The organism is uncultured Clostridium sp. (genome assembly GCF_947039605.1).
Lineage (GTDB): Bacteria > Bacillota > Clostridia > Clostridiales > Clostridiaceae > Sarcina.
This window is the reverse complement of the sequence record NZ_CAMQZG010000004.1, coordinates 50,136-64,304: the sequence shown is the minus strand read 5'-3', so window position 1 is coordinate 64,304 and position 14,169 is coordinate 50,136. Positions and strand designations below refer to the sequence as shown.

Genomic DNA, 14,169 nt, shown 5'->3' with positions numbered 1-14,169 from the left:
AAAAAAAGAATATATGGAGGTAACATAATGTTAGGAGCAGTTTTACTTTATGTCGGAGTAGTACTTATAACAAACGGTATTGCTACATTAACAAATATAGACCCTAAGGCATCAGCTATTATGAACTTATTCACTGGTGGATTATCAATAGTTGCTAACTTTGGAACATTATTAATCGCAGCAGCGCAGCACTCATCAACAGGATTAAATAGTCCATATTATGCAGCAGCAACAGGATTATTATTCGGATTTACTTACTTATTCATCGGAATTAATGGAATATTTAATTTAGATGGAAGAATATTTGCATGGTATTCATTATACGTTGCAATTACTACAATTCCAGCTGGTATCTTACAATGGAGAGAAGGCGGAATATGGAACATACTTATGGCACTTATATGGTGGGCATGGGGAGTACTTTGGGTTACAGCACCAATCGAAATCGTTTGGAAGAAAAACCTTGGTAAGTTCACTCCTTGGTTAAGTATATTTGAAGGTATATTCACAGCGTGGATTCCTGGATTCTTAATACTTATATCAATATGGAAATAATCAAATAGTAATTTAAAGTATTTTTAGAAATTTTAATTTACATAGTAGAATAACATTACTAATACTTAAATTAAGGAAACTGTATCAAGATACTATTTAGAGAGTATTTGGATACAGTTTTTTTTTATTTTATTATATAAGCGTGGCTAAGTGGAATTTATACTTTATATTAAGTTTTAGGGGGTGAAATGAATGTGTGTAGGAAAACAATCTAATGCAAAATTAATTATATTAATTTTAATTGCTATATTAGGAGTTTCAGCAGCTATGTTAATTAATTATTTTCATATATTATAAATATTAGAGCTAATGAAAAAAATGAGTTTAATGCATTTTAATTTACAGATAGTATATAATTAAAGTAAGTATAGTTAAAACTCTTAAAAAGCGTCTAAGGGGCTTGTAGAAGAGATTAAATGAGTAGGACTTAGGTAAGTAGGAAGCTGTAAATAATAAAAGAAATTAGGTGATACTCAAATGAAATATAGTTTTTACTGCTTTATATTTTAATTGTAAATAAAAAGTTGTTTTTTTAATTAAAATTACATTTTTAATTAATAAGCTATTTTTATATCTGTTTATAAATTTTAACCTAATTATATTATTAATAATTAAGAAAAAAAGATGTTTTAGTAACAAAAAAATAATTTAACAAAAAGTTAAATATATGAATTTAATGTTAAAAGTACGATTTGAAATTGATTTTATTAAGTATATTGGGAATTTTATAATATTACTTTTATAAATTCCCTTAAAATTATAAAAATATCGCTATAAAGATTTGATTTTAGTGACAAGGAGAGTATTGAACTTGCTAAATTTTATGTGTAGAATAAAAATCGGCTTTGAAAAAGAGTTCTCATTTAGATTTTATTTTTCTTTTGAAAATAGATTCTCAATGCGAATTTAGAATATTTAAAGTTTAATATTAATAGAGGGAGATTATTCTATGAAAAAACAAAAAGTTAAAAAGTTTGATCAAGAACATTTTAATAATATTAATTCGAAAATTCATAAAAATAGTGAATTGTCGAATGAAAAATTATTAACAACATTTAAGACATCACTTGATGGGCTTACTGATTCTCAGGTTAAAGAGAATATTTCAACTTATGGAAAGAATGATACTAATGCTAATAAGAATACGCCAGTGATTGTTCAGTTTATAAAATCATTTATAAATCCATTCGCAGCGGTATTAGTAATTATTGCAATTATAAGTTACTTAACTGGTGTTGTGTTTGTTCCAAAATCACAACAGAGTTGGTCACAAATTTATATTATTATTTTCTTAATATTAACTGGAGGAATAATTCAATTCACTCAGGAGTATAGATCTGGAAGAGCAGCAAAAGCATTAGAAAATTTTGTTCGAAGTGTATGCTTAGTAAAGAGAAATAATAAAGCCTTTGAAACTATTGATACAAAAAATTTAGTTGTAGGAGATATAATTAAATTACAAGTAGGAGATATGATTCCTGCTGATTTGAAAATTCTAGAGTGTAAGGATCTTTTTATTAGTCAATCAACTTTGACTGGAGAATCTGAGCCAATAGAAAAATTCCCTTTAAATAATTCAAATAGCACAGAGGTTGGAGATTACACAAATATTTGTCTTTTAGGGACTAATGTTGTTAGTGGGACAGCAATTGCGGTTGTTATTGGGACAGGTAAAAATACATATTTTGGTGCTATGCAGGCATCATTACAAGAAGCAGATACAGAAACAGACTTTGATAGAAGTGTAAGACAAGTATCTAAAATGCTTTTAAAATTCATGTTTGTAATGGTTCCTTTAGTACTAGTCATAGATTGGTATCAAACAGGTAGTTTCTTAGACTCTCTAATGTTTGCTGCATCACTTGCGGTAGGTTTAACACCAGAGATGTTACCAGCTATCATATCTGAAAACCTTGCAAAAGGTGCAGTTAAAATGGCTAAGAAGAAAACAGTTGTTAAAAAAATCAACTCAATACAAAACTTTGGATCTATTGAGATTCTTTGTACAGATAAAACTGGTACATTAACAGATGATCATATTAGAGTTGAAGAATGTATTGATGCTTCAGGAATGAATTCTGAAGAAGTATTAAAATATGCTTATATCAATAGTGTAAGCCAAGATGGATTACAAAATGTTATTGATTTTGCAATCATGGATCGTGCTAAAGAAAAGAATATTGATAAAGAAATGAAAGATAAGTATAAAAAACTTGATGAATTAGCATTTGATTTTACTAGAAGAAGAATGTCTGTGTTAATTGAAGAAGATAATACTTCTAAATTAATAACAAAAGGTGCATTTGAAGAAATGTTACATATATCTAAGTTTATTGAAATAAACGGTGAGATAGTAGAAAAAAATGAGCAGATTATTGCTGATTTAAAGAAAAAGATAGATCGTTTAAATCTTGAGGGAATGAGAGTTATTGCAATTGCTAAGAAAACAATTGATAAGAAGTCTGCAAACCTTGAGGATGAATCAGAAATGACATTAATAGGATTCTTAGGATTCTTAGATCCACCAAAAGAAACAACTAAGGAGGCTTTAACTGCTCTTGATTATTATGGTGTTCAGGTTAAAATTTTAACTGGTGATAATGAACTTGTTACTAAAAAAGTTTGTGAGCAAGTAGATTTTGAGATATCTGGAATTTTACTTGGACCTGATATTGCTAAGATGACTGATGAAGAGTTAACGGTTAAAGCTTTAAAAGTAAATGTTTTTGCTAAGTTAAATCCACTACAAAAAGCAAGAATTGTACGAGTATTAAAAAATGCTGATAAAGTTGTTGCTTTTATGGGAGATGGAATTAATGACTCTATCGCATTAAAAGAATCAGATGTTGGAATTTCAGTAGATACTGCTGTTGAGATTGCAAAAGAAAGTGCTGATGTTATATTACTTGAAAAAGATCTTATGGTACTTAAAGATGGTATTATTGAAGGTAGAAAAGTTTTCGCTAATGCTACAAAATATCTAAAAATTACTGCAAGTTCAAATTATGGTAACTCTATTAGTGTTCTTATGGCAAGTATTTTCTTACCATTCGTACCTATGTTACCTCTTGAATTATTAGTACAAAACTTGGTTTATGATATTACTCAATTATTTATCCCTTGGGATAATGTTGACCCAGAGCTTATTGCAAAGCCAAGAAAATGGAAAGCTAGAGAAATAGGAAAGATGCTAATTGTATTTGGTCCTACTAACTCGCTATTTGATATTATTACATTCCTTACTATGTGGTTTATATTTGGTGCTACAACTATGGCAACTTCTCACTTATTCCAAACAGGTTGGTTTATTGAGGGAGTTTCAAACTCTATCTTCGTGTTATATACATTAAGAACAGAGAAGATACCATTTATACAAAGTAACCCATCATGGATATTTAACTTATCTATAGTTGGTGCCTTATTAGTTGGATGGATATTACCTTATACAGCTATTGGACACGCTATGGGTATGGTTTATATCACACCTTGGTATATCTTATATATCTTCGGGTTAATGATATTACTATGTATTTTAACTCAATTTGTTAAGAGACTTTATATTAGAAGCTTTAAAGCGCTTCTATAATTGAGGGAGGAATTTAAAATGGATCATACACTAATGATTCTTGGATTTATTGCTGGATTTATTGCTTATTTAGGTCTTCCAGCTTTAGTTTTAATCAAGAAGGATCTTTAAGTTATAAAATAAAAAAGTTAATAGAAAGATATTTTATTAAGTTAAAGAATTAAATTAATAAAAGGAGTTATTTGAAAAAATAGCTCCTTTTTTTTGATTAAATATAATAGAAGTTTTTTAATTTATGTATTATAATAGTTATTTATGAATAATTATGCGAAAATTATAGTTATAATAGATAATTAATTTAGAATGGAAAAAGAAATTCATATAAGATACATAAGAAGAATATAAGTCTGAATAGGAGGATTTATTGTGGAAAAAAAATTAGGATTAATAGGGCTTATAGCATTAGTAGTTGGCTCTATGATTGGTGGAGGTATATTTCAACTGCCAGCAGAGATGGCAAATGCAGGTGGACCTTTAGCAGCAATAATAGCTTGGATTATTACAGGAATAGGAATGTTTTTCCTAGGGAAAGTATTTCAAATTTTATCAAATGAAAAACCAGAATTGAGTGGTGGGATTTATGCATATGCAAAAGAAGGTTTTGGGAATTATATTGGGTTTAATTCAGCATGGGGATATTGGATAAGTCAAACATTAGGAAATGTTTCATATGCTGTATTGCTAATATATGCATTGAAAGCCTTTTTCCCAAGTATGGGAGGCGTTAAGTCTATAACAGGAGTAATTATTTCAATAGTTATGATTTGGGGTTCAGTTTTTATTATAAGTAAGAGTATGACTTTGGCAAATAAGTTGAATACAATTGCTACTATGGCAAAGATTGTACCGGTGATATTTGCTATATTTTTATTATTCTTAACTTTTAAATTACATACTTTTACTTCTGATTTTTATGGAGTAAAAGCTATTTTACAAGATGGGACAACATTTGGGTCTATTTTTAGTCAGGTGAAAAATGGATTGCTTCAAATAGTATGGGTTTTTATAGGGATTGAAAGTGCGGTAGTTATTTCAGGTAGGGCAAGAAATAAAAAAGATGTTGGTAAAGCAACAATTATTGGATATTTGTTTACTTTATTATGCTATGTTTTAATTGTAATGTTAAGTTTTGGTTCATTAAAGCAAGGGTTATTAATGAATTTACAGAATCCTGCTTTAGGTGGAGTTCTACAGCAAACATATGGAACATGGGCAGCTTTTATAATTAATATAGGTGTAGTAATTTCTGTATTAGGAGCTTGGGTTGCATGGTGTATAATTAATGCAGAAGTCCCAATGATGGTGGCTAAAGATGGTTTCTTCCCAAGTATATTTGGGAAAGTTATAAAGAGTGGGGCTGCAATTAATTCATTGATAGTAAATGCTATTATTATGCAAATAGCCTTTTTATTTGCTATGTTTGCAAATAATGCATTTACAGCTATAACAAATATATCAACTACATTAGTTTTATTACCATATATACTTTCAGCTTTATATCTTATTAAATTGAAGGTTATAGATAAAAAAAGCAAAGGTAGAATACCAGCATTAATATATGCAGTAGTAAGTTTAGTATTTTCTTTATATGCAGTTTCAACTTCTGGGATAGCTGGAATATTACAACTTGCATTATTATACTCTATAGGTCTTGTATTAATATTTATTACAGCAAGAGAGCAAAAGAAAAAAATGTTTGAAAAAAAATGGGAACTTATGCTTTGTATCATAATTACTATACTTGGAATTATGGGTGTAATAAATATATTTTTATAATTAAATTTGATGAATTTTATACATAATATTGAAGGATTAACCAGTTTGGTTAATCTTTTTTTGAGGAAAAAATTAATCGATTTTATAAAATCAATTAAATGTCTTTTAGAGTAGGCTATAACTCATTTTAGAAAAGGTTCATAAAAAGCAAAACAATAACTTATTTAGATAAGAAAAAATGAATTTGTCAACAGTTTTTCGAAGAAAATTTGCGAAATTGATAAAAATATGTTAAACTATGTATAGAAAACATACATTGTGCGTATTTTTTATAAATAAAAAATTTTATAATTTCTAACCTGGAAATCTTTCCAGTCTACAATATATTTTTATAATATATGTCGTTTGACAATCATATTGTTCAGTATTAAATAAAAAGTCTTGATTCATACATCAACTTATTTAGAGCAAATTTATGTTTATATAATTTAGTCATGTCTTTTAGACTAAATATAATAACGTCAGTAAAACGTATTTTTAATTGCAATTAACTTGAAACAGTACAATGTATATAGGAATAATACATTTAGTAGTATGACTAATATACAAAGGAGAGTTTAGAATTTGAATAACAAAAAAGGAATAAGTAAGGGAGTATTTTCAGCCTTAACATGGGGGCTAGATACGGTTATATCAGGAATTATACTGTCAATGGAACCATTTGCGGGACATGTCAGTTTACTTTTTGCACCCTTAGTAGCAGTATTTTTACATGATTTTTTAGGAGCTATTTGGCTATTAATATATTTAACAATTAAGGGAGAGATAGTAGAGTTCTTCAAAGTGTTTAAAAAGAAAGAAGCACTTTATGCAGCAGCAGCGGGAGTTCTTGGTGGGCCTATTGGAATGGGAGGGTATTACCTTGCTATTAAAAACATAGGACCTTCATATTCAGCAGCAATTTCGTCAATTTATCCTATTATGGGAGCTATTCTTGCAGCTATTTTATTAAAAGAGAAACTTAATAAAAAAGGTTGGATGGGACTTATTATTGGTGTTTTAGGAGTTGTACTTCTTAGCATGGATGGTTCAGGTGGTTCAATTAGTATTAAAGGATTATTATTCGCTTTACTACCAGTTATAGGTTGGGGTTCAGAGAGTATTATTTCAAGTATTGGTATGAAAGAAGGGGAACTTAAGCCAGTTCAAACACTTAATATAAGACTTTTAGCATCAGGTGGTACTTTTGCAGCAATAATTTTACCATTGATTCATGGATATGGATTAGTAGAAAATTTATTTACAGTTAATATACCTACATTATTACTAATTGTTTTAGTAGCTTTAATTGGAGCAATTTCACTTTCATCTTATTATAGTGCAATTAATGATATTGGTGCAGTAAAAGCGATGGTTATTAATATAACTTACGTTATTTGGGCAGTTGTTTTTGGATTATTTATGGGAACAGCAACAATAACAGTTTCTAAAATTTTATTTATAGGACTTATATTTGTTGGCTCAGCCTTTGTAATCGCAAGTAAGAAATCAGAAGAATCTTTACCTGTTATTGATGAGTATATAGAGATTAAAAGAGCAAATCATGTTGAGACAGCTTATATAAGAACTGCTCAAAGAGTTGAAAAACTTAAACATAAAGAAGAGTTAGTAATTCAAAAATCTACTATGAAAATTAAGGGGAAAGAAGAACTTGAAAAAGAAAAAAATATTAAAAAAATTAATAAAAAACTCAAAGATTTAGCTTTTGAGAAATAATAAAAAGCAGTGGAATTTATTTAATTTCACTGCTTTTGTATATTTAAAAGTTTAATACACAAGCTAGTGGAAGATATATGTATGGAGAAATATCATATAGATTAATAGCATTGAGGTGGATTAAATGAATAAAAATCAAAAAGGGATAAGTAAAGGTTTAGTATCTGCTATAACTTGGGGAATAGATACTGTCATATCTGGAATTATATTATCAATGCCACCATTTAGGAAAGTGGATGGAATTATGCTTTTTGCACCACTTGTGGTTGTATTTGTACATGATTTTGTTGGTGGTTTATGGCTTCTTTTATATTTAGCAATAAGAGGAAGGCTTGGACTTTTTATAAAATCACTTAGAAAAAAAGAGGTTAAGTATGCTGTGCTCGCAGGTATTTTTGGTGGTCCTGTTGGTATGAGTGGGTATTATTTATCTATTAAATATTTAGGACCATCATATGCTGCAGCACTTTCTTCAGTTTATCCAATTATGGGTGCTGTATTTGCAGCTATATTTTTAAAAGAAAAACTTGGTCCAAGAGGTTGGGGTGGAATGATTATTTCTGTAATAGGAGTTGTCCTTTTAAGTATGGAAGGAAGTAGTGGAGCTTTTAATATGACAGGATTAATATTTGCGATAATGCCAATTATAGGTTGGGGTTCTGAGAGTATTATTTGCTCTATAGGGATGCAAAATGAAGAACTTAGACCAATACAGGTTTTAACTATAAGACAACTTGTATCAGGAATATCTTTTGGTGTGATTGTATTGCCGCTTATAGGTGGATATGGAGTTTTAAAGAGTATGATATTTGATAGAAATACAATTCTTTTAGCAATACTTGTATCACTTATAGGAGCTGTTTCACTTGGGTTCTATTATATATCAATTCATAGTATAGGACCTGTTAAAGCAATGATTATAAATATTACATATGTAATTTGGTCATTATTACTTAGTGCAGTTTTACTAGGCTCATCGATTACTTTTCAGAAAGTTATATATATAGCAATTATATTTGCAGGTTCTCTTCTTGTTATTTTTAGAAAGTCAGCACAAGAAGGGTATAAGGGATAGTATAAAAGTTATTGTTAGATAGTATTCTAGCAATAACTTTTTTTGTTAAATTGTTTAAATGGTTTACATATTGCCAATAGTATATATTTTTGTTTAGTTTAAATAGGTAGAATATTATAATATGAAACCTAAAAAGTCTAAATTCATTAGAATAGATAAATTCACTTGAGTTAGTTTATATAATATATTTTATATGGTAGAATATATTATATTTATACAAGAACTTGTATCTAAAAATTGAAAACATCAGATAAATATGAAAATAATGGGCAAAATAAAATTTGATATTATTTTTTAGGAGGATTTTGAATATGGATGATAAAATGAAAGAATTACTAGAGAAAATGAAAGAACTTGGAATGACAGAAACAGACGTTTTAAAAACACTTAATATAAGTGCAAATGAAAAAGAAGATGAACCCGTTGATGAGGATGCATTTAAAAAAGTAATGTGTCAAATGAGAACAATTATAAAAAATGCAGTAAAAGAAATTTACATAGAAAAAGTTGATAAATTAAGTGCTGTTGAAGATATAATGACAATAAGCCAATTTAAAGCAGAATATAGAGAACTTGCTATTGCAGAAAATACTAGAGTTGTATCATTTGCTAATAATATTGCTATAAAACTTTCAAAAATTGATGGAAATAAAGAATTAAGAGAAGATTTCTTAAAACTTATGATTTCAACAGAAGATGTAGTTTATGGGAATGTATTATTATTTAGAAGTGTATCTATAGGAGATTTATATAGATTTGCAATAGGAACAGGAGTAACAAAAGCAGCTTCTTACTCATTCATAAAAGAAAATGTAGAATGCAATAATATTCTTACTCTAACAACAGAAGATGAGAAGATAAAAGCAAAAGAAGATATGAAAAATCTTGTAGCTACTATTTTTAGAGGTAGATTTGCATCAGTATTAGATGATAAATATGTAGTTGAGTTTATAAAACTAGCTAGTTTAAAAGATATAGTTTTTGACGATATTAAGGATGAAGATGATATGTTTATAGCTTATGGTACGACAATATCATTACTTCTTATAATAGGAGTTATTAGAGTTAGAACTATGTTAAAAGTAGGACTAGAAGAAGTTAAGATAGAAGTTGAGAATTCAGGAAATCAAAAACTTTTAGAACTTATAGGTAGAATAAACTAATATAATAAGTAGATTTTAAAATTAAATTTAAAATTAAAGTTAGAAATCCAAATCATATCAAGTTGTATGATTTGGATTTTTTTGTTTTAGTTTATCTAGTTATTAAAGATTTTTGTTTTTTTGTTATTTCATAGATATAAAATGGTAGAGTAGAAGCAGTTATAACTAAGGATATAATTATTAATGCATTTAAGTTAAATGGTAACTTATTTGTAAGTGGCATAAGGAACGTTGAAAATGTAATAATAATTGGATGTGTTATATATATTTGTAAAATATATTTTGAAAATCTTTTTATACGTAGTAGTATTTTAAAATTGTCCTTTTGTACTATAAAATTAGCTATGTAATATAAAACTATAATACTCAAAATAGAGTAAATAAGAATTCTAAAACTACTAGGAGATGATCTATAATAGTTAACTGCTGTAAAATCAAATTTATTAAATGTATATAGATTTATATAAATTAAAGATAATGAAAAAGCAGTTATAATATAAATTTTATACTTTTGAATTAGGCTATAAATTTTATCAAAGTTTTTATAAACTAGTCCACCAAGAATGATGTAGTATCCCCATATAAGAAGACTTCTATCAAGATAGGTAAAAGTAGTAGATAGTATAGGGTTTGTAGCTTTAGAAAGCACAGTATAAGCATTTTCACTAATAAAATATTGAACTATAGTAATTAAAATAATAGATTTATAAGATAACCACTTATTAAGATAAATAACTATGTATTTAAAAATAGGGAAAAATAAGTAGATTTTGATTAATGTATTCATATACCAAAGGTGAGATTGTGCTTTTCCAAAGATAAAATCTGTGATGAAAAGTTCTACTGAATAGTTTGGCATAAATATTTTAGGAATCATAAATAGTAAATTAGCCCCTATATAGATATATAGAATTTTAGAAAATTTAGTTTTATAGAATTGTTTTAAACTTAAATTTTCGTAGCTTTTTATAATTACAAAGCCTGTGATTAGTAAAAAGATAGGAACTGCAAATCTTGAAAAGTTTAAAAGAGTTCCATATATTAGATGAGTTGAAGTAGTTGTAGCTGCAGTATTTAAAAATCTGCCTACTATATGTTGAAATACAACAAGAAAACAACAGAAAATTTTGATTAAGTTAAATTGATTAAATATTAAATGTTTCATAAAATCCCCCTTAAGTTATTAGTTTAATAATACATTTTTTGAAAAAATATGTATATTAATTAGGCGAGATTTAATAAAATGCTTACAAATATTAAATAAAAAAGAACGCCTATAAAAGGCGTTCTTTAGAGTAAATAAATTATTTTCCCATGTGAGGGTGTCCACCAATATGTGGGTGACCTTCAGGCATTTTCATTCCAGGTTTAATTTCTGGGTGACCTTCTGGCATTTTGTGACCATGACCTGTGTGACCATGTCCACCTTGTGCAGCATGTGGGTCTTCCATAAATAGTTTAGCTTCTAATTCTGTTGAAATACCTATGTTATAAAGGTAAGCATTAGCAATTTCATTTAAGAATAAAGCTTGGACTTCTTCTGATAAGTCCATTTTTGCTAAGTTTCCGATATAAGCCATAGCTCTCATTTTTGAATCTTCAATTTCTGGGAACATGAAGTAGTTAAGTGCTTCATCTTCTATTTTATAACTTTCTTTAACTATTTTAAAAATTGTTCTTCCTCCAAATAAATCAGCAAGGAATCTTGTATAAGCATGTGCAACTAAAAGCATAGGCTCTTTAGCACCAAGTTCATCTATTCTAGCAGCGTAAGCTTTTGCTGATGGTAGAGCTTCAAATTCTTTATCTCCAGCTAAAACTTTTAAATCTTTTGCTATTTGTGAAGTTCTATATAAGTCTTTAGTAACGAATGGCTTTAAAGCTTCAACATCACTATATTTATCTAAATTTCTTTCTAATGCTTCGTAAGCAACCTTTAAGTTGAATAAGTATTCAGCATAACTCTCTCTAGTAGCTTTTCCTTCAACTAATCTAGCATTGTAGCCTGTTTTTTCAGCAGCTGTATGTAAGTTTTTGTTTGATGTTCTCATTGTCATTGCAAAATTTTTATTATTCATCATAATTGTCACCTCGTAAATTATTTTTATATTTAATTGATAGTCCTTTAATTAAAATAGATAGCGTGCTAACTATTAATATACTAATAGTATAACCTTAATGATAAATAGTATCATTACAAAAATGATAAATAAAATAGTCAAAAAAAATACATTCAGAGTAAAATAGTAGGAAATAGATTTGTAGGGAAACTTTATTTATAATAGTAGAGAGTGTATTATAATATAATGGATAGATTTATTAGTAAATACAAATAAATAATTTACTAGGAAAATAAACAAAAGAAGAAAAGGGGAATTTATATGATAAATAAAGCTAGTATTATAAAAGCTTTAGTAGTATTTACAGTTGTTGCTATATTTATGTATTTATCTGGACTTGTGTTAGGGGAAAATAATAATATTATGGGATTACTTATTGTATTATTTATTTTAATGCTACTTGGAAAAGACTTAACAGGAAATCCATATAGAAACATAGCAAAGCTTTCGATACTTGGAGTAGGTTCAGTTATTTGTGCCTATCTTGCGACATTAAATCTTTTTGTTGGGGTTATTATCAATCTAATATGGGTATTTGTGATAATATACTTTAATGTATTTAACTTAAAAGTACCAATGTATTATTCATTTTTACTTACATATTTAATGTTATTAATTTTAAAAACTGATAGACATGAGATTATACCAAGATCAATTGCACTTATTTTTGCAAGTATATTAGTAGTCGTGGTTCAAGTTATTATGAGAAAGAAGAAACTTAAAACTAATAAAAGACCAAATCTACTGCGAAGCCTTAGAGTTCTAGATAAAGAACTTTCTAATATTATAAATAATAAGGATTCAAAAGAAGAGGAAGAAAAATTTTATGATTCAATGAAGTTTTGGAATTCCAATTTATTAGAAAGAAGACAAAATAACTTTTACTTTACAGCAAGTGAGAATAGAGAAAGCATAACAATGGCTAATTTAGAAAAACTTCAAAAAGAAATATTAGAACTTAAAAATCTTTATTTAAAAGATGAAAGTTATGGTGTCGTATTTGTTAGTTTAAGACTTGTCATTAATGAAATAATAAAAACCATAACACATAATGCAACTATTAAAGATGTTGAAGAGAGATTAAATCAATACTTAGAAAACTCAAAAGATAAAATAAATAATTATCATGTATATACTATTTCAGAGACTATGAAGGGATTGTTTGAACTTGTTAAAAACAGAAAGTTTGAAACTGAGGATAGTAAGATTTTAAGAGAAAGACCAACTTTCATAAAATTATTAAAATACAGTTTCAATAGAGATTCACTTAGATTTACATTTGCAGTTAGAATGGCAATATTAATATCAGCTACATATTTTGTTGTAACAGGACTTAATCTTGAGTATGGAAAATGGATTTTATTTACTCTTATGGCAGTTTGCCAACCATATGATACAACAACAGAAAAAATGGGGAAAAATAGAATTATGGGTACGGTTATAGGAGCTTTAGTTGTATTTGTAATCTTTACGCTAATTCAGAATATGGCCATAAGAATAGGTATTCTTGGAATAGGATTTTATATGTTCATAGCAGCTGAAACTCCTATTAATAAAGGTATAGGAACTACTATATTTGCACTAAGCATTGTGGAACTTACTGTAAAAGCAGGATTTGACACTATGATTATAACAGCAGATAGAGTAATGTATACAATTATAGGATTTATAGTAGCTATAATAGGAAGTAAAATTATTTTACATTATGATATTAGAAGAGAAACTAAAAGTTTAATAGATAAGTATTACAGAATTGTTGATGCAAATGCTAGAGAATTAATAGAAACAGAAGATCTAAAAAGTACAATAGTAAGACTAAGAGCATCAATGATATTTACCAAATCTATAGAGAGTAAAATTATAATAAATAATACAATTCTTAAAAATTCAGATATAGAAAAATATATAGAGAGTTCAAGAAATGTAATGATAGGAATTTACTCTAGTTTACAAAGATTGAACAAGCTAAAAGACCCTGCAGATTTAAAGAGCGTAGAGAAAAAATTAAGGGAAGTTTATAGTAAGTTTGATACAAGATATGAATCTAGTATTGTAGAAAGAATTAGTGATGATTTTGTAGTTAATGAGAAAAGTGCATTATATGTATCATTAGCAGAAGTTATAGAATCACTTACAAATACAAGAATTGCTAAAAATGAAATAGTACTATAAAAAAAT

9 protein-coding genes are annotated in these 14,169 nt (G+C 27.5%); 7 read left to right on the top strand and 2 right to left on the bottom strand.

The window, feature by feature from the left end:
• Positions 1–27 precede the first annotated feature (27 nt).
• From Q0V24_RS02800 to Q0V24_RS02775, 6 genes are all read left to right on the top strand, one after another.
• Positions 28–555 (top strand): AmiS/UreI family transporter, encoded by a 528-nt coding sequence (locus Q0V24_RS02800; RefSeq protein WP_297518561.1) that lies wholly within the window; start codon positions 28–30, stop codon positions 553–555.
• A 949-nt stretch (positions 556–1,504) separates the two neighbouring features.
• Positions 1,505–4,141, top strand: coding sequence for a magnesium-translocating P-type ATPase (gene mgtA, locus Q0V24_RS02795; RefSeq protein ID WP_297518559.1), 2,637 nt, complete (start codon positions 1,505–1,507; stop codon positions 4,139–4,141).
• A 366-nt stretch (positions 4,142–4,507) separates the two neighbouring features.
• On the top strand, positions 4,508–5,917 hold the full coding sequence (locus tag Q0V24_RS02790; protein ID WP_297518557.1) for a basic amino acid/polyamine antiporter: 1,410 nt from the start codon (positions 4,508–4,510) through the stop codon (positions 5,915–5,917).
• Between the two features lie 564 nt (positions 5,918–6,481).
• Complete coding sequence (locus Q0V24_RS02785) at positions 6,482–7,633, top strand: DMT family transporter (protein WP_297518555.1); 1,152 nt, start codon at positions 6,482–6,484, stop codon at positions 7,631–7,633.
• A gap of 124 nt (positions 7,634–7,757) precedes the next feature.
• Positions 7,758–8,708 carry a DMT family transporter gene (locus Q0V24_RS02780; protein ID WP_297518553.1) on the top strand — a complete coding sequence of 317 codons (951 nt, stop codon included), beginning with the start codon at positions 7,758–7,760 and terminating at the stop codon, positions 8,706–8,708.
• A 311-nt stretch (positions 8,709–9,019) separates the two neighbouring features.
• On the top strand, positions 9,020–9,871 hold the full coding sequence (locus Q0V24_RS02775) for a hypothetical protein (protein ID WP_297518551.1): 852 nt from the start codon (positions 9,020–9,022) through the stop codon (positions 9,869–9,871).
• A 91-nt stretch (positions 9,872–9,962) separates the two neighbouring features.
• Here Q0V24_RS02775 and Q0V24_RS02770 read toward each other — a convergent pair whose 3' ends face one another.
• Both Q0V24_RS02770 and Q0V24_RS02765 read right to left on the bottom strand, forming a co-directional pair.
• Positions 9,963–11,036 carry an acyltransferase gene (locus tag Q0V24_RS02770; RefSeq protein ID WP_297518549.1) on the bottom strand — a complete coding sequence of 358 codons (1,074 nt, stop codon included), beginning with the start codon at positions 11,034–11,036 and terminating at the stop codon, positions 9,963–9,965.
• Between the two features lie 139 nt (positions 11,037–11,175).
• Positions 11,176–11,952, bottom strand: a complete 777-nt coding sequence (locus Q0V24_RS02765; RefSeq protein ID WP_297518547.1) for a heme oxygenase (biliverdin-producing) — start codon at positions 11,950–11,952, stop codon at positions 11,176–11,178.
• A gap of 300 nt (positions 11,953–12,252) precedes the next feature.
• Between Q0V24_RS02765 and Q0V24_RS02760 the strand changes: the two genes are divergently transcribed.
• The gene (locus Q0V24_RS02760) at positions 12,253–14,163 is read left to right on the top strand and encodes an FUSC family protein (RefSeq protein ID WP_297518545.1); all 1,911 of its coding nucleotides are present in this window, start codon (positions 12,253–12,255) and stop codon (positions 14,161–14,163) included.
• The last annotated feature ends 6 nt before the right edge of the window (positions 14,164–14,169 follow it).

Bases quoted from the DNA above. Each gene is read 5' to 3' on its own strand.
- mgtA (WP_297518559.1), top strand. From the start codon at position 1,505: ATGAAAAAACAAAAAGTTAAAAAGTTTGATCAAGAACATTTTAATAAT.
- Q0V24_RS02770 (WP_297518549.1), bottom strand. From the start codon at position 11,036: ATGAAACATTTAATATTTAATCAATTTAACTTAATCAAAATTTTCTGT.
- Q0V24_RS02760 (WP_297518545.1), top strand. From the start codon at position 12,253: ATGATAAATAAAGCTAGTATTATAAAAGCTTTAGTAGTATTTACAGTT.
- Q0V24_RS02765 (WP_297518547.1), bottom strand. From the start codon at position 11,952: ATGATGAATAATAAAAATTTTGCAATGACAATGAGAACATCAAACAAA.
- Q0V24_RS02780 (WP_297518553.1), top strand. From the start codon at position 7,758: ATGAATAAAAATCAAAAAGGGATAAGTAAAGGTTTAGTATCTGCTATA.
- Q0V24_RS02775 (WP_297518551.1), top strand. From the start codon at position 9,020: ATGGATGATAAAATGAAAGAATTACTAGAGAAAATGAAAGAACTTGGA.
- Q0V24_RS02800 (WP_297518561.1), top strand. From the start codon at position 28: ATGTTAGGAGCAGTTTTACTTTATGTCGGAGTAGTACTTATAACAAAC.